Raw genomic sequence first — 22,036 nt, 5'->3', positions numbered from 1 at the left:
CCCGTCGACTGACACCCGGATTCATCGACTGCCATGACCCTTGAACAACTGTTGAACGACCGTTTCAGCTGCAGAGCGTACCGGCCGGAGGAGGTGTCGCGCGAAACGCAGCGGCGTGCCTTCGCCGCGGCTCAGCGCACGCCCTCGTGGTGCAACACCCAGCCCTGGCAGGTCCATGTCGTTTCCGGAGACGCGCGCGACCGGATCTGCCGCGAGCTCCATGGACTCGCTGCGGGCGGGCAGCCCGGCAATCCCGATTTCGCGTTTCCAGGGTCCTACGCGGGGGTCTACAAGGACCGGCGGAAGGTGTGCGGCGTGCAACTGTACGAATCGCTGGGCATCGGACGCGACGACCGCGATCGCGCCCATGCGCAGGCGCTGGAGAACTTTCGCGGTTTCGGCGCGCCGCACGTCGCCTTCATCACGACCGAACAGGCGCTGGGCATCTATGGAATGCTGGACTGCGGGCTTTATGTGATGTCGCTGATGCTGGCGTTGCAGGCGGAGTCCGTGCAATGCATTGCGCAGGCGGCGCTGGCTTCCTATCCCGATGCCGTGCGGCGGTTCTTCGGATTGCCGGATTCGCGGCGCGTGGTCTGCGGACTGTCGTTCGGTCTTGCGGACCACTCGGCGCCGATCAACGGCTACCGCACCGAGCGTGTCGCCATTGACGACGCGGTGCACTGGATCGACTGATCACCGCACCGGCGTACTCTCCGGACGCCCGGAATGCGCACGACGACCTGCCCTCGGCCCTGTTCTTGACTGTACCGGCTGGACGGTTTAGTGTCCGCCCGATCTGTACCAACCGGACGGTACAACGCAGGCATCACACTCCCGATGAGACTTGGTCCCCTGGCCGACCCCCTGGCGCATTCGTGCCTGATTCTTTTTCCATGAAGGCCGGGAGAGCCACATGGTGAGGGAGAGCGCACGGGACGGCATCCTGGATGCGGCCGAAGCCATCGTCCGCGAGCGGGGGGCCGCCCACGTGACGCTCGATGCCGTGGCCGAACGGGCCGGGTTGAGCAAGGGCGGCGTGCTGTACCACTTCCAGACCAAGGAAGCGCTGCTTACCGCCCTGGTTGAACGGATGACCCAGGCCTTTCGCGACCTGTACGTCGAAGCCCATGGCCGCATGGGTGGCGACGCGTCGCGGATTCTCGAGGCCTACCTCGAGGCCGTCACCACCGCCGAGGAGAAGCTCGGCCAGACGTCCTGCGCCCTCATTCCGGCGCTTGCGGCGAATCCCGAACTGCTGGAGCCGATCCGGCAGTTCTATCAGCACCACTACGCGCAGCTTCCCAATACCCCCGTGGGGTACGAACAGGCGGCCGTGGTGACGCTGGCGCTCGACGGCATGTGGCTTCTCGAGATGCTGGGTGTCTCGCCGCTGCAGCCCAAGGACGAGAAACGCATCGCGAAGTTCCTCGCGAAGCTCGCGACCGAGCGCTTCGACTGAACCCCGGCGCCGTGCAGGCGCCAACCGCCGTCGGCCCTTCGAATCGAGCGGCCGCGGGACTACTGCGATCTGAAGCGGAGATAGGCATGCGCAAGTCGAACAACATCCCTGCATTTTCTGCACTGCTCGTTTCCGCCGTCCTGGGGCTGGCCGGCTGCAAGGGCGGCGACAAGGCTCCGGCAGGGCCCGGGGGGCCGCCCGCTCCCGAAGTGACTGTCGCGCCTGCGCACACCAGAGTCGTCAGCGCACGCGAGGAGTTTCCCGGACGGCTCGAAGCGGTCGATCGCGTGGACGTCCGCTCGCGCGTGACCGGCTACATCGAGGCGGTCCACTTCCAGCAGGGTCAGGACGTCCGCAAGGGCGATCTGCTGGTGACCATCGATCCGCGTCCCTATCAGGCGCGGCTTCAGCGCGCGGAGGGCGATCTCGCGGCGATCCAGTCGCGCATGGAACTCGCGCGGCTCGAACTGGGCCGCGCGGAGAAGCTGCTTTCCAGCCAGGCGACATCGCAGCGGGACGTGGACGAACGGGCCGCCGCCGTGAAGGATCTGGAAGCATCCGCAAGGTCGGCGCGCGCCGCGGTGGACGCTGCGCGCCTGGATCTGTCGTATACGCGGGTGACCGCACCGATCAGTGGCCGCGCCGGACGCTTCGACATCACGGCGGGCAACCTCGTCCAGGCGGAAGCGCCGGAGCCCGCGATCCTCACCACCATCGTCGCCGTGAATCCGGTCTACGTGTCGTTCGAGGTGGACGAAGCCACGTTCGTGCGGTTCGGATTGCAGGGTGCCTCGCGCCGGAAGATGCCGGTGGAGTTCGCGCTGGCCGGGGAAACCGGCTTCCCGCGGCACGCGACGCTGCAGTTCGTGGACAACCGGGTCGATCCCGGTACGGGCAGCGTGCGTGCGCGGGCGATCGTCGACAATGCCGACGGCTCGCTCACGCCCGGGTTGTTCGCCCGCGTGCGGATCAGCGATCCGGCGGGTGAGCAGGCCGCGGTGCTGGTGCCCGACCGGGCCATCGGCACGGACCAGGATCGCAAGTTCGTGCTGGTCGTCGGCGCGGACAAGAAGGCGTCCTACCGTCCCGTCAAGACCGGGGCCGCCATGGACGGCGACCGCATCGTCCGGGAGGGCCTGCGCGAAGGGGAGCAGGTGATCGTGAACGGCCTGCTGCGGGTCCGGCCCGGACAGGTCGTCAATGCCAAGCCCGAGGCGGTTGCACCGCCCGCACCGTTGCCACCCGCCCAGAACGAAGAGAAGCGGGCCGAAGCGAAGGCGCCCGAGACGAAGCCGGCGGACGCCAAGCCTGCCGGATCCAAGAAGTAAGGCGCGGAGAACCTCACCATGGATTTCTCGCGCTTCTTCATCGACCGCCCGATCTTCGCGGCGGTCATCTCGATGTTCATCTTCATCGCCGGCCTGCTGTCGGTGCGCAACCTCCCGGTGTCCGAGTTCCCCGGCGTCGTGCCTCCGTCGGTGCAGGTGCGCGCTCAGTATCCTGGCGCCAACCCGCAGGTGCTGGCCGAAACGGTGGCCACGCCGCTGGAGGAGCAGATCAACGGCGTCGAGGACATGCTGTACATGTCCTCCCAGTCCACCGCGGACGGCTCCTATCAGCTCACGGTGACCTTCAAGGTCGGTACCGATGTGGACAAGGCGGAGACCCAGGTCCAGAGCCGCGTCCAGCGGGCGTTGCCGCGCATGCCGGAGGAAGTCCGGCGCATCGGCGTCGTGGCGCAGAAGAGTTCGGCCAGCCTCACGATGGTCGTGAGCCTGGTGTCTCCGGATGGCCGCTATGACGAGCTGTACCAGCGCAACTACGCCGTGCTCAACATCAAGAACCGGCTCCAGCGCATCGACGGCATGGGGCTCGTGGATGTGTTCGGCGGCGGCGACTACGCCATGCGGATCTGGCTGCAGCCGCCGAAGCTCGCCTCCTACGGGCTGACCGCAAGTGACGTCGTGCAGGCGATTCGCGAGCAGAACGTCCAGGTCGCGGCGGGCGTGCTCGGAGCGCCGCCGTCCGGAGGCAAGTCCGAGTTCCAGCTCAACATCACGGCGAAGGGTCGCCTGACCGACGAGGACGAGTTCGGCCAGATCATCGTCAAATCCGGAGCATCCGGCCTTGTGCGGCTGAAGGACGTCGCCCGCCTGGAGATGGGCGGGAACACCTACACGCTGCGCAGCTTCCTGAACGGCAAGCCGTCCGTGGCCATCGGCGTGTTCCAGTCGCCCACCGCCAACGCGCTCGATCTCTCCGACGAGGTGCGCGCGGCGATGGAAGAGCTCAAGCGCGACTTCCCGCCGGGATTGAGCTACGACATCGTCTACGACCCGACCCAGTTCGTCCGCACGTCCATCGAGGCCGTCGTCACGACCCTGTTCGAGGCGATCATGCTGGTGGTGCTGGTGGTGATCGTGTTCCTCCAGACCTGGCGGGCCTCGATCATTCCGCTCGTGGCGGTGCCCGTGTCCATCGTCGGTACGTTCGGGCTGATGATGGCGTTCGGCTTTTCCATCAACACGCTCACGCTGTTCGGCATGGTGCTGGCGGTGGGCATCGTGGTGGACGATGCGATCGTCGTGGTCGAGAACGTCGAGCGGAACATCGCCAACGGACTGACACCGGTGGCGGCGACGCACCAGGCGATGAAGGAGGTGAGCGGACCCATCATCGCGACGGCGCTGGTGCTTTGCGCGGTGTTCGTCCCCACGGCGTTCGTGTCGGGACTGACGGGCCAGTTCTACAACCAGTTCGCGCTGACCATCGCGATCTCCACGGTCATCTCGACCATCAACTCGCTCACGCTCTCGCCCGCGCTGGCGGCCGTGCTGCTGAAGCCGCACGACGCGAAGAAGGACTTCCTGCAGCGGGGCATCGACGCCGTGCTGGGATGGTTCTTCCGCCGCTTCAACCGTTTCTTCAGCAAGGCATCGGTGAGCTACGAGAAGACCGTGGGCCGGGTCATCGGGCGCAAGGCGGTGGTGATGCTGGTGTACGGCGGCCTCATCGTCCTGACGGTCTTCATGTTCGGTCAGGTGCCCAAGGGCTTCGTGCCACAGCAGGACAAGCAGTATCTCGTCGGATTCACACGGCTGCCCGACGGGGCGTCGCTCGATCGTACGGAGTCGGTCATCCGGCGCATGACCGACATCGGTCTCAAGCATCCCGCGGTCAAGGATTCCGTGGCCTTCGCCGGACTGTCGATCAACGGCTTCACGGTGAGCCCGAACGAAGGCATCGCGTTCTTCGGTCTGAAGGACTTCAAGGACCGGCACGGATTCGAGCAGTCGCTCTGGGGCACGTTCCAGAAGCTGAACGGCGATCTGCAGCAGATCCAGGACGGTTTCGTCATGGTGTTCCCGCCGCCGGCGGTGGAGGGGCTCGGCACCATCGGCGGGTTCCGGCTGCAGCTGGAAGACCGCGGCAACGTGGGGTTCGCGGCGCTGGCGGAATCGCTGCAGATGGCGGTCGGCAAGGCGTATCAGACGCCCGCGCTCGCGGGGGTGTTCTCGAGCTACACGATCAACGTGCCGCAGATCTTCGCGGACGTGGACCGCGAGAAGGCCAAGCGGATGGGCGTGGCGCTCAACGACATCTTCGATACCTTGCAGATCAACCTGGGCTCGCTGTACGTCAACGACTTCAACCGCTTCGGCCGCACCTATCAGGTGGTGGTCCAGGCCGACGCGCCGTTCCGCATGCAGGCGGAGAGCATCGGCACGCTCAAGACGCGGACGCAGTCGGGATCCATGGTCCAGTTGTCGTCGCTGCTGAAGGCGACGCCCACCAACGGGCCGGATCGGGTCCAGCGATACAACTCCTACGTCACGGCCGACATCAATGGCGGTCCCGCGCCGGGGTATTCGTCGGGACAGGCGCAGGCCGCCATCGCCAAGATCCTCGACGAGACGCTGCCCAAGGGCATCGCCTACGAGTGGACGGACCTCACGTACCAGGAAATCCTGGCGGGTAACACCATGGTGTACGTCTTTCCGCTGTGCGTGCTGCTGGTGTTCCTGGTCCTGGCGGCCCAGTACGAAAGCCTGCGTCTGCCGCTTGCGGTGATCCTGATCGTGCCCATGTGTCTTCTGTTCGCCATCCTGGGCGTCTGGCTCACCGTGGGCGAGGGGACGGTGATGGGCATCGTGCTCGCGATCCTGGGGGCGAACTTCCCCATGGGCGACAACAACATCTTCACGCAGATCGCCTTCATCGTGCTGGTCGGACTCGCCTGCAAGAACGCCATCCTGATCGTGGAGTTCGCGCGCGCTGGAGCACCAGGGCAAGAAGACGATCGAGGCGGCCCTGATCGCCTGCCGTCTGCGTCTGCGACCCATCCTGATGACGTCGTTCGCCTTCATCATGGGCGTGATCCCGCTGGTCCTGGCGCGCGGAGCAGGGGCGGAGATGCGGCAGGCGATCGGGATCGCCGTGTTCGCGGGCATGGTGGGCGTCACGCTGTTCGGGCTGTTCATGACGCCCGTGTTCTACGTGCTTCTGGGTGGTTCCCCGCCGCGGAAGCGCGAACCGCCGCATCCGCCGGCGCCGGTCGCGGCTGCAGAGGAGGGCGCGCCATGACGAGAGCAATGCTGGGTTCCATCGCGGCCGCCGTGATCGCGCTGACCGGCTGCGGCAGTCTGCGGCCCGAGTTCAGACAGCCGGCCGTGGATACGCCGGACGCCTTTGCGCGTGATTTCCAGAGTCTGCCGGAGTCCGAGCGGGGGTCGTGGAAGAAGGCCGAGCCGGCGGAGGCGCAGCCACGTGGCGAGTGGTGGAAGGCGTTCGGCGACCCCGTGCTCGATGGCCTGGAGGCCGAGGCGATGAAGGGCAGTCCGGCGCTGCAGGCGGCCGCGGCGAGGGTGAGGCAATCGCGGGCGATTCTCGGCATCGTGGATGCCGACCGCGGACCGCAGGTCTCGGTGAGTGCCGGTCCCGTCGCGACGCGGTCTTCCCCGGCGTCCCTGGGCCTTCCCCCGGGCACAGACGTGCCGGCGCGAACGCTGTGGCGAGCGCCGGTCATCGCCAGCTACGAGGTCGACCTGTTCGGGCGGCTCAAGGACAACACGGCGGCGGCGCGCAGCGACGTGGAATCGGCCGAGGCGACCTACCGGTCCATCACGCTCGCGTTGCAGGCGGATCTTGCCCGCACCTATCTCGAACTGCGGGAGGTCGACGCCGAGATCGTGATCCTGCTGGAAGCCCTGAAGTCGCGCGAAGCGAACCTGATGCTCCTCGAGCGCCGGCTGGAGGCGGGCGCCATCGGCGAGATCGACGTCGTGCGCGCGCGGGCCGAGGTGGCGACGACCAAGGCGCAGTACCAGGCTGCGGATGGTCGCCGGGTCAGGCTCGAGAACGCCGTGGCGGTGCTCGTGGGGCGGCCGCCGGCGCGGCTTCGGGTCGAGTCGGCCGGCAAGCCGGTGGAGGCGCCGGTCATCCCGGCGGGGCTCCCCTCCACGCTGCTGGAGCGGCGGCCGGACATCGTCGCGGCTCAGCGCGTGCTCGTGGCGAACAACGCCCGCATCGGCGTGGCCAAGGCCGCGTTCTTTCCCTCCATCCGGCTTACCGGCATGGCCGGCTTCGAGTCGGATGCCCTGGGTGATCTGTTCCGCTGGTCCAGCCGCACGTGGTTCCTCGGACCTTTCATCGGCGGGATCGTGAACGTTCCGATCCTCGACGGTGGACGCAATCGAGCGACGCTGGAACGGGCGCGGGCCGCGTACGAGGAGTCCGTCGCCGACTACCGGTACCGGGTCCTCTCCGCTTTTGGCGAGGTGGAGGATGCCCTGGGCGGGTTGCGTTCTCTGGCCCGGCAGGCCGAGTCGACCCGCGAGCTGGTCGTGGCGGCCAGGCGCGCGGCCCAGCTCGCCCGCCTTCGCTATGACGCTGGCGCGACGAGTTATCTGGAAGTCCTCGATGCGCAGCGCACCGCTCTCGATGCCGAGCGGGAGGCCAACCGGGTCCGAGGGGCCCAGACGCAGGGCACGGTCGCGCTGATCCGTGCCCTCGGAGGCGGCTGGGGATCGGCCGAGCCGCCGGTCGCCACCAGCAGTCGCTGACAGGTCGCCGCGCGGCGGAATCGCCCGTCCCGCGGGCGTTTCCGGCCCTGTCCGGGACCCGCGAGGACCGCTTTGTCGTCACGTAGCCATTTTTTCCGCTGCAACAGTCTGTTATCATCACGGGTCATCGAAACTATCAAGGAATGGGCCGCGGCCCATTTTTGCTTTCTGGAGCCGTGGACGACGAAGCGATAGCGAAACAGACCGTGGAAATGCAGGGATACGAGCTGGTGGACCTGCAGATTTCCGGAGGCAGGCACCGTCTGGTGCGGGTGTTCATCGACCACCCGCGCGGCATAACGGTGGACGACTGCGCCGAGGTGAGCCACCAGCTCTCGCGCGTGTTCGAGGTCGAGGGCCTCGACTACGAGCGGCTGGAAGTGTCCTCTCCGGGACTCGACCGGCCCCTCAAGCGCCTGGCCGACTACGGGAGGTTTGCCGGAGAAAGAGCGCACGTGACACTGCGGTTGCCGCTCAACGGACGAAAGCGCTTCACGGGCGTTATCGCCGCGGTGGACGAAGCCGGCGAGGAAGTGAGACTGCGCTGCGAAGGTGCGGAGTTCACCTTCAAGTTCTCTGAAATCGACAAGGCCCATCTGGCCCCCGAAATGTAAATGTGGAGGTATCCGTGAGTCGCGAAATCCTGATGCTTGTCGCCGCCCTGGCCAGGGAGAAGAACGTCGACAAGGAAACGGTGTTTGGGGCCCTCGAGATGGCCCTGGCCTCCGCCACCAAGCGCCGATTCAAGGAAGAGGCAGAGGTCCGCGTCGCCATCGACCGCACCACCGGCGACTACTCCGCGTTCCGGCGCTGGCAGATCGTGCCCGAGGAGGAGTTCGTCGATTCGGGCATCCATATGCTGCTCGAAGAGTCGCTGGTGGACGATCCCAATGCCAAGATGGGCGACTTCGTCGAGGAGCCGCTGGAGGCCGTGGAGTTCGGCCGCATCGGCGCGCAGACCGCCAAGCAGGTGATCCTGCAGAAGATCCGCGACGCCGAGCGCGAGCAGATCCTCAACGACTTCCTCGAGCGCAAGGAGCATCTCGTCACCGGCACCATCAAACGCATGGAGCGCGGCAACGCGATCATCGAGTCCGGCCGGCTCGAGGCGATGCTGCCACGCGACCAGATGATTCCCAAGGAAAACCTGCGCGTGGGCGACCGTGTCCGCGCGTTCCTGCTCAAGATCGACCGCTCGAGCCGAGGACCGCAGCTTATCCTGTCGCGCGTCGCGCCCGAGTTTCTCGTCAAGCTCTTCGAACTGGAAGTGCCGGAAATCGAGGAGGGCCTGCTGGAGATCAAGGCGGCCGCCCGCGATCCGGGTTCGCGCGCGAAGATCGCGGTGAAGTCCAACGATGCGAGGCTCGACCCGATCGGTACCTGCGTAGGCATGCGCGGCTCGCGTGTCCAGGCAGTGACGCAGGAACTCGCCGGAGAGCGCGTGGACATCGTGCTCTGGTCGCCCGAACCGGCGCAACTCGTGATCAACGCGCTGATGCCGGCGGAAGTGGTGAGCATCGTCGTGGACGAGGACTCCCACAGCATGGATGTCGTCGTGGACGAGGACAATCTCGCCCAGGCGATCGGCCGTACCGGTCAGAATGTGAGGCTCGCAAGCGAGCTCACCGGTTGGGAAATCAACCTGATGACCGAAACCGAATCGCAGAGCAAGCAGCAGGAAGAGACGCACCGGATCCGTCAGCTGTTCATCGACAAGCTGGACGTGGACGAGGAAGTGGCTGAAATCCTGGTGCAAGAAGGCTTCAATACGCTGGAAGAAGTCGCCTACGTCCCCATCTCGGAGATGCTGGAGATCGAGGCTTTCGACGAGGACACGGTCAATGAACTGCGATCCCGCGCCCGCAATTCCCTGCTCACGCAGGCCATTGCCAGCGAGGAACGCGTCGAGACCATGGCCCAGGATCTCCTGGGTCTCGAAGGCATGGACGATCACACCGCCAGGGTGCTGGCGACGCAAGGTGTCCACACGCAGGAAGATCTCGCCGACCTCGCAGTGGACGATCTCGTGGATTTGACAGGAATGGATGCCGAGCGCGCGAAGCAGCTCATCATGACGGCACGCGCCCCTTGGTTCGCTTGACAGTCGCAGGAACCGCCTCATGGCCCAGATGACCGTTTCACAATTCGCCACCGAACTCAAGGTGGATCCTGCCCGGCTGCTCGAGCAGCTCCAGTCCGCGGGCGTCCACAAGACGGCGCTGGGCGACAACCTGAGCGAACAGGACAAGTCCCAGCTCCTGGACTACCTGCACAAGATGCACGGCGGGGCCGAGCCGCGGAAGAAGATCACGCTGACACGGCGTCAGACGACCGAGATCAAGCAGGCGGACGGCACCGGACGCTCGCGGACCATCCAGGTGGAAGTCCGCAAGAAGCGGGTGTTCGTCAAGCGCGACGCCGCGCCGGGCGAGGCGGAGCCCGCCGAGGTCGCGGCCGAGCCGGTTGCGCCGCCGCCCGTCGTTCCGCCGCCGCCCGTGGTCGACGCCGAGCAGATGGCCCTCCGCGAGGAGGAAGACCGCAAGCAGCGCGAACTGCTGTCGCGCCAGGCCGAAGAAGCGCGTCTCAAGCAGGAAGCGCGTGAACGCAGCCGCAAGCCGGCGGCCGAACCCGTGGCCGAAGTGGTGGCCCCTGTGGCAGAACCCGACCCTGCCGCGGTGGCGGCTCCTGCCGAGGCCACCGCAACCGACCCGCCGGCTGGGGCGGCCGCCGAGACTGCCACCGCACCGGCCAAGGCTGCCACTCCCGCTGCGGACAGCACCCTTCATCGCCCGGCGTCCCCCAAGCCGGGAGATGCCAAGGTCGACCCGAAGAAGGTCGTCAAGAAGCCCGGCAAGGAAGGCACCGCCTGGAAGGACGATGCCTCGCGCGGCAGGCGTACGCTCAAGACGCGTGGCGATTCCGGCGGCGGCGCCGACGGATGGCGCGCCAAGGGGCACCTGCGCGGCCGGCATGACGGAGGCCAGCACCAGTTCTCGGCACCCACCGAACCGGTGGTGAAGGAGATCCTGGTGCCCGAGACGATCACCGTCGCGACGCTCGCGCAGAGGATGTCCGTCAAGGCGGCGGAGGTGATCAAGGCGCTCATGAAGCTGGGTTCGATGGTTACGATCAATCAGGTGCTCGACCAGGAAACCGCGATGATCCTCGTAGAGGAGATGGGCCACATCGGCAAGCCTGCCAAACTCGACGATCCGGAGTCGTACCTGAGCGAGACGGAAGAGCGTCACGAGGTTTCCGCGGAGCCGCGCGCTCCGGTGGTGACCGTGATGGGCCACGTCGACCACGGCAAGACGTCACTGCTCGACTACATCCGCCGCACACGCGTCGCGAGCGGCGAGGCAGGGGGCATCACCCAGCACATCGGTGCCTATCACGTCGATACGCCCAAGGGCACGGTCACGTTCCTCGACACCCCGGGCCACGAGGCTTTCACGGCAATGCGTGCGCGCGGTGCGAAGGTCACCGACCTCGTCATCCTGGTCGTGGCGGCGGACGACGGCGTGATGCCGCAGACGATCGAGGCGATCCACCACGCCAAGGCCGCCAAGGTGCCCATCATCGTGGCCATGAACAAGATCGACAAGGCCGATGCCAATCCGGAACGCGTGCGTCAGGAGCTGGTGGCGCGCGAGGTGGTTCCCGAGGATTGGGGCGGCGACACCATGTTCGTGGAGGTGTCCGCCAAGACCGGTCAGGGTATCGACGACCTGCTCGACAGCGTTCTGCTCCAGGCCGAGGTGCTGGAACTCACGGCACCGAAGGAAGCCCCGGCGAAGGGCATCGTGATCGAAGCCCGTCTCGACAAGGGCCGCGGTCCGGTCGCGACGATTCTCGTGCAGTCCGGAACGTTGCATCGCGGCGACGTCGTCCTCGCAGGCGCCGTGTTCGGAAAGGTGCGTGCGTTGGTGGACGAAGCCGGGCACACCGTGCAGCAGGCCGGGCCATCCATCCCCGTGGAGGTCCTGGGCCTGTCCGAAGTGCCGATGGCCGGCGAGGAAGTCGTGGTCGTGGGCGACGAGCGCAAGGCGCGCGAGATCGCGCTGTTCCGGCAGGGCAAGTATCGCGACGTCAAGCTGGCGAAGCAGCAGGCTGCGAAGCTCGACAACATGTTCGAGCAGATGGCCTCCGGCGGATCGAAGAGCATGTCGCTCATCATCAAGGCGGATGTGCAGGGTTCGTACGAAGCGCTTCAGAACGCCTTGGAGAAACTCTCCACGGAAGAGGTCAAGGTCAACATCGTGCACAGCGGAGTCGGGGCGATCACCGAGTCCGACGTCAACCTCGCGCTTGCATCCAACGCCGTCATCATCGGCTTCAATACCCGGGCCGATGCCACGGCGAAGAAGCTCGTGGGCGCGCACGGCATCGACGTCCGTTACTACAACGTGATCTACGACGCCGTGGACGAGGTGAAGCTCGCCATGTCGGGCATGCTCGCACCCGAGCGCAAGGAGAACATCACGGGACTGGTGGACATCCGCCAGGTGTTCCGGATCTCCAAGGTGGGCGCGGTGGCGGGATGCTACGTGCTCGAAGGCCTGGTCCGCCGCAATTCCCTCGTGCGGATTCTCCGGGACAATGTGGTCATCCACACCGGCGAACTCGATTCGCTGAAGCGATTCAAGGATGACGTCAAGGAAGTGAAGTCGGGCTTCGAGTGCGGCCTGTCGTTCAAGAACTTCGACGACATCCGCGAGGGCGATCAGGTCGAGACGTACGAGATCGTGGAGGTGGCCCGCTCCCTGTGAGCGGGTCCTCGCCCGGCAGGACCGCGGATTGGCCCGTCCGAAAGACAATCCCCGCGCCACGCGGCTGGCGGATCAGATCCAGCGTGACCTGTCCGGAATCATCCGGCTGGAACTCAAGGATCCCCGCATCGGCCTCGTGACGATCACGGGCGTCGAGCTGAGCCCGGACCTCACCCACGCCAAGGTGTTCTTCACCGTTCTGGGCGAAGAGGACAAGGTGACCGAAACCGCCGCCACCCTGCGGCGCGCGGCGGGCTTTCTCCGGTCCGAACTCGCACACGGACTCAAGGTGCGCGTCACGCCCGAACTGCATTTCGTATACGACGAATCGGTCGTGCGGGGCGCCAGACTCTCCAAGCTCATCGACGACGCCGTCGGGACCGACGGGTCCTCTGCCTCCGAGTGAGCGGCCGGGCCGGTGACAGCGCGGCCGCTCCCCGGCCGCGAATCGTGTGGCGTCCGCTCGATGGCGTGCTGCTGGCGGACAAACCCAGGGGGGGCAGTTCCAACGGCTTCCTTCAGGAACTCCGGCGTCTTTTCCGTGCGGAGAAGGGCGGCCATGGCGGCACGCTCGATCCCATGGCGACAGGGCTCCTGGTCGTATGTTTCGGCGAGGCCACCAAGTTCTCCTCCTGGCTCCTCGAAAGCGTGAAGCGCTACGAGGGTGAGATCACACTGGGCGTGCGCACCTCCACGGCCGACGCCGAGGGGGAGGTCATCGAACGGGCCGATGTCGCGATCGACTCCGCGGACCTCGCCGAGGTCGCCCGGCGGTTCACGGGCACGTACGACCAGCGCCCGCCGATGTACAGCGCCCTCAAGTTCCAGGGGCAGCCCCTGTACGCCTATGCGCGCAAGGGAGTGGAGGTGGAGGTGAAGGTCCGCTCGATCACGGTGAGCGAACTCGGCCTGGAGCGCATCGAGGTCGACCGGTTGCGCTTCGCGGTCGTCTGCAGCACCGGCACCTATGTCCGCTCCCTGGCCGAGGACCTGTCGGCCGCCCTGGGCACCGTCGGCCATCTGTCGGCGCTGCGCCGGACGGCTTCGGGTCCGTTCGACGTGTCCGGCGCCTGCTCGCTCGAGGCGCTCCGGGCAATGGACGAGCCGCAACGCGACCTCTGCCTGCTTCCGGTGGACCGGCTTCCCTATGCCTTGCCCCGCCTGGACCTGGAAGAAGAGCAGGCCCGAAGCCTGACGCGAGGGCAGGTCGTTTCCCTGAGGGGTGAAGGTTTTCCAGGAAGATCAAGGGTGTACGATCCTGAGGGGCGGTTTCTGGGAGTGGGCGAAACCACCGGGGAAGGCGTCCTGCGGCCGGTTCGCCTCATGGCCACCCAGCCCGCCGGAAAGACCGCCGAAAAACTGCGCTAACCCGCTCATTGTGCTTGGATTCCGGGCCGATCATGGCTACAATCGCGCCCTTCGCTAAAGGAGAGAACATCGAGATGGCTGTGACGACCGCCGAAAAGGCGCAGCTGGTCACCGACTACCAGCGCGCAAAGGGCGACACGGGCTCGCCCGAAGTGCAGATTGCCCTGCTGACCGCCCGCATCAACGGGCTGACCCCCCACTTCAAGTCCAACATGCGTGACCACCACTCCCGCCGTGGACTGCTGAAGATGGTGAGCCGCCGTCGCAAGCTCCTCGATTATCTTCGGGGCCGTGACGTCGACGGTTACCGCAAGCTGATCGAGCGCCTCGGTCTTCGCAAGTAGTCCATTGAACAGCGCGTCCGCAACCGTGGACGGCCGTTCTTCCATTTCCGTCTGTCGGATCTCTCTCGCAGCGGCTGGCTTTGGCCAGCCGTTGTCGTTGGCGCGCGCGGGCTTGCGCAGATGCGCCGAGGGATTCGCATTCCCTAGAGGGCAACGAACTTGAACATTTCCCGCAAGACGATCCAGTATGGTCGTCACACACTGACGCTCGAAACCGGCGAGATCGCACGACAGGCTTCCGGTGCAGTCATGGTCTCCCTGGACGACACGGTGGTGCTGGTCACCGCCGTCGGCAAGAAAGGACGCCGCTCCGGGACAGGACTTCTTCCCTCTCACCGTCGACTATCAGGAACGCACCTACGCCGCGGGCCGCATCCCCGGCGGATTCTTCAAGCGCGAGGGCCGTCCTTCCGAAAAGGAAACGCTGACGTCCCGGCTGATCGACCGGCCGATCCGGCCCCTGTTCCCGGAAGGCTTCTACAACGAAGTGCAGGTCGTGGCGACGGTGATGTCGTCCAATCCCGATGTCGATCCCGACATCCCCGCCTTGATCGGTGCATCGGCGGCACTGGCGCTGTCGGGCATTCCCTTCAACGGTCCCATCGGCGCCGCGCGCGTCGGCTACATCGATGGCCAGTATGTCCTGAATCCCTCCGCCACCGAGCTGAAGACATCGAAGCTCAATCTCGTCGTGGCCGGAACGCAGCAGGCCGTCCTCATGGTCGAGTCCGAAGCGATGGAGCTGTCCGAAGACGTCATGCTGGGTGCCGTGGTGTACGGCCATGACCAGATGCAGGCCGTCATCAACGCGATCCACGAACTGGTCGAAGTCGCCGGCAAGCCGCTTTGGGACTGGGCGCCGCCCGCCAAGGACGAGGCCCTGGTGGCGCGCGTGGCCGAACTGGCCGAACGCGACACCCGCGAAGCCTACGCCATCAAGCAGAAGCAGGCCCGTTCACAGCGCGTGGACGAGATCCGCAATCGCGTGGTGGCCGCGCTGTGCAAGGACACGGACACGCCCGCCGACGAGCGCACCGTCAAGAATCTCTTCAGCGACATCGAAGCGCGCATCGTGCGGTTCCAGATCCTCGATGGCGAGCCGCGCATCGACGGCCGCGACACCCGCACCGTCCGTCCGATCACCATCCGCACCGGCGTGCTGCCGCGCGCCCACGGTTCCGCGCTGTTCACGCGCGGGGAGACGCAGGCGCTCGTCGTGGCCACCCTGGGCACGGCGCGTGACGAGCAGATCATCGATGCGCTGCAGGGCGAATACTCCGAGCGCTTCATGCTTCACTACAACATGCCTCCCTACGCGACCGGCGAAACCGGCCGTGTCGGCTCGCCCAAGCGCCGGGAGATCGGTCACGGACGCCTCGCCAAGCGCGCCCTGGTGGCCGTTCTGCCGACACCCGAAGAGTTCGGCTACTCCTTCCGCGTCGTGTCCGAGGTCACCGAGTCCAACGGCTCCAGCTCCATGGCGTCCGTGTGCGGCGGCTGTCTCGCCATGATGGACGCCGGTGTGCCGATGAAGGCTCACGTGGCCGGCATCGCCATGGGCCTCATCAAGGAAGGCAACAGCTTCGCCGTGCTGTCCGACATCCTCGGCGACGAGGATCACCTGGGCGACATGGACTTCAAGGTGGCTGGCACGGAAGCCGGCGTGACCTCGCTGCAGATGGACATCAAGATCCAGGGCATCACCAAGGAGATCATGCACTCCGCGCTGCTGCAGGCACGCGACGGACGCCTGCACATCCTCAGCAAGATGATGGGTGCGCTCGATGCTCCGCGTTCCGAGCTTTCCACCTTCGCGCCGCGCATGATGGTCATCAAGATCAAGCCCGAGAAGATCCGCGACGTGATCGGCAAGGGCGGCGCGGTGATCCGCAGCATCACCGAGGAAACCGGCACCACCATCGATATCCAGGACGACGGCACCGTGACCATCGCCTGCGTCTCGGCCGAAGGCGGCGAAGCCGCCAAGCGCCGCATCGAGGAAATCACGGCCGAGGTGGAAGTGGGCAGGGTGTACGAAGGCACCGTCCTGCGTCTGCTGGACTTTGGCGCCGTGGTGAGCCTGCTGCCCGGCAAGGACGGCATGGTCCACATCTCCCAGATCGCCAACGAGCGCGTGAACAGCGTGGCCGACTACCTGAAGGAAGGCCAGACGGTGCGCGTGAAGGTGCTCGAGGTGAACGAGAAAGGTCAGGTGCGCCTGTCCATGAAGGCGCTGCTGAACGAGACGCCCGCGCAAGGCTGATCCCGTCCCGCCTGGCCGGGAGTTCGCTCCCGGCCCCAAAAGAAAAAGCCCGCGATCGCGGGCTTTTTCTTTTGGCTGTGATGTGCCGGCTGCAGACGTCACGGGCAGCAAGCACGATACCGGCGAAACGGGCGCCCTGTGCCGGGCGCTGCGCCGACACCGTCCGCCGGACGACGCCGGCGGACGATGCGCCGTGTCAGTGTGCTGCGGCGGCGGCTGCGCCGTGCACCACCATCTCGGTGAACGGCCACACGTAAGCCTGCAGAGACACCACCACGCCGACGAGTCCGGCGAGGATCAGGCTGTGCCAGAACACGTAGCGAAGGATGTCGCCCTCGTGCCCGTACCACCGCGTCGCCGTGGAGGCCACGACGATGGATTGCGCATCGATCATCTTGCCCATGACGCCGCCGGAACTGTTGGCGGCGGCCATGAGTTCCGGGCTGAGATGCAACTGCTCGGCCGTGATGCGCTGCAGTCCGCCGAACAGCACGTTGGACGCTGTGTCGGAACCCGTCAGCGCGACGCCCAGCCAGCCCAGCATGGTGCCGAAGAACGGGTAGAAGGCCCCGGTGAATGCGAAGGCAAGGCCCATGGTCGCATCCGTACCCGAATACCGCGTCACGAATCCCAGGGACAGCATGGCGGCGATGGTGATCAGCGAGTACTTCACGAGCTTGATGGTCTGCCAGTACTTCTTGAGGAGACCCGGGATCGAATAGCCCATGAAAAGTCCGGCGAAGATCGCGGCGAGGAAGATGCCGCTGCCGGTGGCGGAGAGCCAGTTGAGTGTGTAGATGGCCTTTTCCTTCACGGGCTTCGCCACGACGGGCGGCACCTTCTCGACCTGCTCGTTCAGTCCCGCGATGGGGAAGTCGAGTTTGGTCGCGCCATCCCAGGCGTAAGGCACCTTCACATCCTTCTTCGTGCCGTCGGCCTGCACTTCCACGCGCTTGGTCGAGCCGTTGAGGAAGTCCTTGACCGTGGGGAACCCCCAGGCGAACACGAACACGGTGAGGATCAGCCAGGGAATCCATGCCTTCACGATCACGGAGCGGTCGTGCTTCGTGAACGCGGTCTTGGCCGCCGGATCCGCTTCGCCGCTGTCGGTCTCGTGGCCGCGCAGCTTGGTCGTCGTCCAGATCTCCTTCGGCTTCCACACCTTCAGGAACAGCACCAGGCACAGCATCGACACCATCGCCGCGCCCACGTCCACCAGCATCGGACCGTGATAGTTGGAGATGAGGAACTGCGGAATGGCGAACGAGACCCCGGTGACTAGGATGGCGGGCAGGATCCCCTTCACGCCCTTCCAGCCCGCAAATGCCCAGATGAGCCAGAACGGCACGAGGACGGAGAAGAACGGCAACTGGCGGCCCACCATGGCGGACAGTGCCATCTCGTCCAGGCCCGTGACCTTGGCCAGCGTGATGATGGGCGTACCCAGAGCCCCATACGCGACGGGCGCCGTATTCGCGATCAGCGAGAGTCCGGAAGCCGCCAGGGGCGAGAAACCCAGGCCGATGAGAATCGCGCCCGTCACTGCCACCGGTGTGCCGAATCCGGCGGCCCCCTCGAAGAAGGCACCGAACGCGAAGGCGATCAGCAGAAGCTGCAGCCGCCGGTCCTCCGTGATGTTGGCGATGCTGTCCTGCAGCACCTGGAAGTAGCCTTTGTCCTTGGTCAGCTGGTACAGGAAGATGATGTTCAGCACGATCCAGCCGATGGGCAGCAGGCCGAACAGCGCGCCGTAGCCGGCCGTGGCGAACGCCATGGAGGAGGGCATGCCGAACACGAAGATGGCGATGACGAGCGCGCTGATGAGCCCGTAGATCGCGGCCATGTGCGCCGACAGGTGCAGGAAGGCGAGGCCGCCGAGGAGCACGACGACGGGGATGCCGGCGCAGAGCGTTGACAGGACCGCGTTGTTCAACGGGTCGTAGACTTGCTGCCAGATCATGGGTGTGCTCCTCCTGAATCGTTGTTCGCGGCTCGATCGGCCCTGTCCGGCCGCAAGGCCGGCCCCCCGGGCCGAAGGGGTCGGATTATATCGACAGGGCGTACTCCAGTCGCCAGGGAAAGAGTCTCCGTGGCGGGTTCCGCGAAATCGCGGCGGCTCCGTGGCCGTGCCGGCCGTCGCACACTCGAAACCAAGGGCTCACGGCCCTTCCTCCCGTCCGGACCGTCTGCCATCATTGCCGTCCGCCGCTGCGTCGCGGGTGCGGACCTCTCGAACAGATCACGGAACTCTCACATGACTTCGGACAACGGCCTGCCGCACGCCGGCAAGATCCTGGTGGACTCGCTGCTCACGCACGGCGTGGACACCGCCTTCTGCGTGCCTGGCGAGAGCTATCTCGCGGTGCTGGACGCACTGCACGACGTGCAGGATCGCATCAGCCTCTATGTCTGCCGCCAGGACGGCGGTGCCTCGTTCATGGCGGAGGCCTGCGGCAAGCTCACCGATCGTCCGGGGATCTGCTTCGTCACGCGCGGACCGGGGGCGACCAATGCCTCCATCGGGGTGCACACCGCGCAGCAGGATTCCACGCCCATGATCCTCTTCGTGGGGCAGGTGGGCAGCGACGTGGTCGAGCGCGAAGGGTTCCAGGAAGTCGACTACCGGCGCATGTTCGGCAACATCGCCAAGTGGGTGGCGCAGATCGATCGCCCCGACCGCATCCACGAACTCGTGAGCCACGCCTTCCACGTGGCGATGTCCGGCCGGCCCGGACCCGTGGTGCTCTCGTTGCCGGAAGACATGCTGACCGCCCGCCTGGCACCGATGCAGACGAAGCCCTATCAGCGTGTCGCGGCGAACCCCGGCGCGCGCGACCTGGCTGCGATGCGGAAGATGCTGCAGGAAGCGCAGCGTCCCATGGTGATTCTCGGCGGCGGCGGCTGGAACGCGGAAGCCTGCGCGGACATCCAGCGGTTCGCCGAGCGCAACGGTTTGCCCGTGACCTGCACGTTCCGCCGGCAGGACCTCTTCGACAATCTGCATGCGCAGTACGCCGGCGAAATCGGCGTGGGCGTCTCGCCCAAGCTGCAGAAGCGGCTGCAGGAATCGGATCTCATCCTGTGCGTCGGGGCCCGTCTGGGCGAGATGACCACCAACGGCTATGCCCTGTTCAATGTTCCACGACTCAGGCAGAACTTCGTGCACGTCCATCCGGGCGCCGAGGAACTGGGCCGTGTCTATCAGGCCGATCTGCTCATCAATTCGGGCATGCGCGAATTCGCGGAGGCCGCAGCGGCGCTCGACCCCGTGAACGGCAGCCGCTGGTCCGAATGGACCGCGTCCGCGCGGCGCGACCACGTGGAGAATTCGTCGCCGGTGGAGGTTCCCGGCCCCCTCAATCCGAGCCGGATGGTGGAGTGGATCGCAAAGACCCTGCCGCGCGACACGATCATCACCAACGGGGCGGGCAACTTTTCCAGTTGGGCGCACCGGTTCTATCCCTACGGTCCGTGGCGCACGCAGCTCGGCCCGACGAACGGCGCGATGGGTTACGGTGTGCCCGCGGCCGTGGCCGCCAAGGCGGTCCATCCCGGCCGGAATGTCCTGTGTTTCACCGGTGACGGCGACTTCATGATGAACGGGCAGGAGTTCGCCACCGCCGTGCAGTACGGACTGCCGATCATCGTGCTGCTCTTCAACAACGGCATGTACGGAACCATCCGGATGCACCAGGAGCGCGAGTATCCGGCCCGGGTTCACGGCACGTCCCTGACCAATCCGGATTTCGCGGCGCTCGCACGCGCGTATGGCGGTCACGGCGAAACGGTGCGCACCACGGAGGAGTTTCCCGCAGCCTTCGAGCGCGCCCGCGCCTCGGGCAAGCCCGCGATCCTCGACATCCTGCTCGACCCCGAGGTGATCACCACCCGGGCCACGCTGGGCGCGATACGGAAGAAGGCGATCGGCGAGGGGAAATAGGGCAGATTCTGGGCCCTGGGCCCGAGACCCTGGACCCGAGACCCTGGACCCTAGACCCTGGACCCTGCGACCCGAGGAACCCATCCTCACCCTGTCCCTCTCCTTGAAGGAGAGGGGACCTGCTTTGTGCGAGGGTGGTGGGTGAGGGGCGTCGTGAGACCCTGGGCCGGGGGAAAGCCGGGCCGCTGCTGGCGGCCCACCCACCTCAATGGTCGCGGCCGACGGCCGCGACGAAGACCCTAGGGTCCAGGGCCTGGGGACTATGGCCTGGGGCTTAGCCCTAGAACCCGACCGCCTGCCCATCTCTCCGGGGCTCGGAAGCCGCAAGGTAGCCGTGAGGCATCCGGTAGATCAGCTGGGCGGAGCCGTAGTCCATGGCCCAGCGCGGCGTGACCTTCACGGCGTGACCGAGCTTCCGCAGGCCCTCCACCGTCGTGGCAGGCATGTCGTGCTCGACGAGGAGGGTCTTGTCCTTGGCGATCTTCCAGCGCGGGGCATCGGCGGCGGCCTGGGGATTCTGGCCGTAGTCGGCGAGGCGGACGAGCATCTGCACGTGTCCCTGAGGCTGCATGTCGGCGCCCATCACGCCGAAGCTCATCACCGGTTCGCCGCCGCGCGTGACGAATCCCGGGATGATGGTATGGAACGGCCGCTTGCCCGGACCCACGCAGTTGGGGTGTGACGGATCCAGCGAGAACGCGGAACCACGATTCTGCAGACTGATGCCGGTGCCGCTCACCACGACGCCCGAACCGAAACCGTTGTAGTTCGACTGGATCAGCGACACCATCTTTCCGCTGGCGTCCGCAGCCGTGAGGTACACGGTGCCGGATTGCGGCGGAGCCCCGGCGCCGAAGTCCTGAGCGCGATCGCGATCGATGCGTTTCGCACGCTGGGCAAGGTAGGAGGGCGCCAGCATGTCGGTCGCGTGCACCTTCATCTTGCGGGTGTCCGCTACGTGCGCGTAGACGTCCGCGAACGCGAGCTTCATCGCTTCCACCTGCAGATGGATGCTGGCGGCGGAGTCCACCGGCAGCGACGCCACGTCGAAATGGCCCAGCATGCCCAGCGCCATGAGTGCCGAGATGCCCTGGCCGTTGGGCGGGATCTCGTTGAGCGTGTAACCGCGATAGTCCTGGGACACCGGCTTCACCCAGTCCGCACGATGATCTGCGAGATCGGCCGCCGTGAGGGCGCCGCCGGTGGCGCGTGCGAATGCCTCGATGCGCTGCGCCAGAGCGCCCCGATAGAACGACTCGCCTTCCGTGGCGGCGATTTCACGGAGCGTCTTTCCTTGGGCGGGGCAACGGAAATGCTCTCCCGCCTGGGGGGCGCGTCCTCCGGGAAGGAAGGCTTCGGCAAACCCCGGTTCGTTGCGGAAGACTTCCGCCTGGCCGGCCCACTGTCTTGCAATGGTGGGCGAGACGACGAAGCCGCGTTCCGCATACTCGATGGCCGGAGCGAAGACGGTTGCGAGCGGCAGCGATCCGTAGGCCTTCCACAAGGCGATCCACGCGGACACGGCTCCAGGTACCGTCACCGTATCCCATCCTTGCGGCGGCATCGCGGTACGGCCGGCGAATCGTTCGGGTGTCCACGCTGCCGGTGCTCTGCCCGAGGCGTTCAGCCCGTGCAGTCCGTTGCCGTCCCACACGAGCGCGAATGCGTCCGAACCCAGACCGTTCATGACCGGTTCGACCACCGTGAGCGCGGAGGCGGTGGCGACGATGGCATCGATGGCGTTGCCGCCGGCCAGCATGGCGCGAAGACCGGCCTGTGCGGCGAGCGGCTGCGAGGCCGCCACGACATTGGCGGCAAGCACCGGCAT

13 protein-coding genes and 2 pseudogenes are annotated in these 22,036 nt (G+C 66.3%); 13 read left to right on the top strand and 2 right to left on the bottom strand.

All coding sequences use genetic code 11. The features are described from left to right. Positions 1–33: 33 nt before the first annotated feature. From IPK20_13985 to pnp, 12 genes and pseudogenes are all read left to right on the top strand, one after another. Positions 34–696, top strand: coding sequence for a nitroreductase (locus tag IPK20_13985; GenBank protein ID MBK8017713.1), 663 nt, complete (start codon positions 34–36; stop codon positions 694–696). Positions 697–916: 220 nt separating this feature from the next. Continuing rightward, entirely contained in the window at positions 917–1,462 is a 546-nt protein-coding gene (locus tag IPK20_13980) for a TetR family transcriptional regulator (GenBank protein ID MBK8017712.1), read from the top strand. An 86-nt stretch (positions 1,463–1,548) separates the two neighbouring features. Continuing rightward, complete coding sequence (locus IPK20_13975) at positions 1,549–2,790, top strand: efflux RND transporter periplasmic adaptor subunit (protein MBK8017711.1); 1,242 nt, start codon at positions 1,549–1,551, stop codon at positions 2,788–2,790. 18 nt (positions 2,791–2,808) lie between these two features. Beyond that, a pseudogene (locus tag IPK20_13970) lies at positions 2,809–6,046 on the top strand (efflux RND transporter permease subunit). Next, a complete protein-coding gene (locus IPK20_13965) occupies positions 6,043–7,524 on the top strand; it encodes an efflux transporter outer membrane subunit (protein ID MBK8017710.1) in 1,482 nt (493 codons plus the stop codon). The pseudogene IPK20_13970 and the gene IPK20_13965 overlap by 4 nt, the downstream one beginning before the upstream one ends. Positions 7,525–7,667: 143 nt before the next feature. Beyond that, positions 7,668–8,138 (top strand): ribosome maturation factor RimP, encoded by a 471-nt coding sequence (gene rimP / locus IPK20_13960; protein MBK8017709.1) that lies wholly within the window; start codon positions 7,668–7,670, stop codon positions 8,136–8,138. 14 nt (positions 8,139–8,152) lie between these two features. Then, positions 8,153–9,625, top strand: a complete 1,473-nt coding sequence (nusA, locus tag IPK20_13955) for a transcription termination/antitermination protein NusA (GenBank protein ID MBK8017708.1) — start codon at positions 8,153–8,155, stop codon at positions 9,623–9,625. A 19-nt stretch (positions 9,626–9,644) separates the two neighbouring features. Further along, the gene (gene infB / locus IPK20_13950; protein MBK8017707.1) at positions 9,645–12,293 is read left to right on the top strand and encodes a translation initiation factor IF-2; all 2,649 of its coding nucleotides are present in this window, start codon (positions 9,645–9,647) and stop codon (positions 12,291–12,293) included. A 28-nt stretch (positions 12,294–12,321) separates the two neighbouring features. After that, positions 12,322–12,699 carry a 30S ribosome-binding factor RbfA gene (gene rbfA / locus IPK20_13945; GenBank protein MBK8017706.1) on the top strand — a complete coding sequence of 126 codons (378 nt, stop codon included), beginning with the start codon at positions 12,322–12,324 and terminating at the stop codon, positions 12,697–12,699. Continuing rightward, complete coding sequence (gene truB, locus IPK20_13940) at positions 12,696–13,661, top strand: tRNA pseudouridine(55) synthase TruB (GenBank protein ID MBK8017705.1); 966 nt, start codon at positions 12,696–12,698, stop codon at positions 13,659–13,661. The genes rbfA and truB overlap by 4 nt, the downstream gene beginning before the upstream one ends. Positions 13,662–13,735: 74 nt before the next feature. Further along, on the top strand, positions 13,736–14,005 hold the full coding sequence (rpsO, locus tag IPK20_13935) for a 30S ribosomal protein S15 (GenBank protein MBK8017704.1): 270 nt from the start codon (positions 13,736–13,738) through the stop codon (positions 14,003–14,005). Positions 14,006–14,254: 249 nt separating this feature from the next. Then, positions 14,255–16,268: pseudogene (gene pnp / locus IPK20_13930) on the top strand (polyribonucleotide nucleotidyltransferase). Between the two features lie 196 nt (positions 16,269–16,464). On the opposite strand, the gene IPK20_13925 reads toward pnp, so the two are convergent. Continuing rightward, positions 16,465–18,228 (bottom strand): L-lactate permease, encoded by a 1,764-nt coding sequence (locus tag IPK20_13925; GenBank protein MBK8017703.1) that lies wholly within the window; start codon positions 18,226–18,228, stop codon positions 16,465–16,467. Positions 18,229–18,522: 294 nt separating this feature from the next. On the opposite strand from IPK20_13925, the gene IPK20_13920 reads away from it, so the two are divergent. Continuing rightward, on the top strand, positions 18,523–20,208 hold the full coding sequence (locus IPK20_13920) for a thiamine pyrophosphate-binding protein (protein MBK8017702.1): 1,686 nt from the start codon (positions 18,523–18,525) through the stop codon (positions 20,206–20,208). 280 nt (positions 20,209–20,488) lie between these two features. On the opposite strand, the gene IPK20_13915 is transcribed toward IPK20_13920, so the two are convergent. Beyond that, positions 20,489–22,036, bottom strand: a complete 1,548-nt coding sequence (locus IPK20_13915; protein ID MBK8017701.1) for a gamma-glutamyltransferase family protein — start codon at positions 22,034–22,036, stop codon at positions 20,489–20,491.

This window comes from Betaproteobacteria bacterium (genome assembly GCA_016713305.1).
Lineage (GTDB): Bacteria > Pseudomonadota > Gammaproteobacteria > Burkholderiales.
The sequence above is the reverse complement of the archived record's forward strand: the minus strand, read 5'-3'. Positions and strand labels throughout refer to the sequence as shown.

Bases quoted from the DNA above. Each gene is read 5' to 3' on its own strand.
- IPK20_13975 (MBK8017711.1), top strand. From the start codon at position 1,549: ATGCGCAAGTCGAACAACATCCCTGCATTTTCTGCACTGCTCGTTTCC.
- infB (MBK8017707.1), top strand. From the start codon at position 9,645: ATGGCCCAGATGACCGTTTCACAATTCGCCACCGAACTCAAGGTGGAT.
- rpsO (MBK8017704.1), top strand. From the start codon at position 13,736: ATGGCTGTGACGACCGCCGAAAAGGCGCAGCTGGTCACCGACTACCAG.
- IPK20_13920 (MBK8017702.1), top strand. From the start codon at position 18,523: ATGACTTCGGACAACGGCCTGCCGCACGCCGGCAAGATCCTGGTGGAC.
- IPK20_13965 (MBK8017710.1), top strand. From the start codon at position 6,043: ATGACGAGAGCAATGCTGGGTTCCATCGCGGCCGCCGTGATCGCGCTG.
- IPK20_13925 (MBK8017703.1), bottom strand. From the start codon at position 18,228: ATGATCTGGCAGCAAGTCTACGACCCGTTGAACAACGCGGTCCTGTCA.
- IPK20_13985 (MBK8017713.1), top strand. From the start codon at position 34: ATGACCCTTGAACAACTGTTGAACGACCGTTTCAGCTGCAGAGCGTAC.
- IPK20_13980 (MBK8017712.1), top strand. From the start codon at position 917: ATGGTGAGGGAGAGCGCACGGGACGGCATCCTGGATGCGGCCGAAGCC.
- rimP (MBK8017709.1), top strand. From the start codon at position 7,668: ATGGGCCGCGGCCCATTTTTGCTTTCTGGAGCCGTGGACGACGAAGCG.
- IPK20_13915 (MBK8017701.1), bottom strand. From the start codon at position 22,036: ATGCCGGTGCTTGCCGCCAATGTCGTGGCGGCCTCGCAGCCGCTCGCC.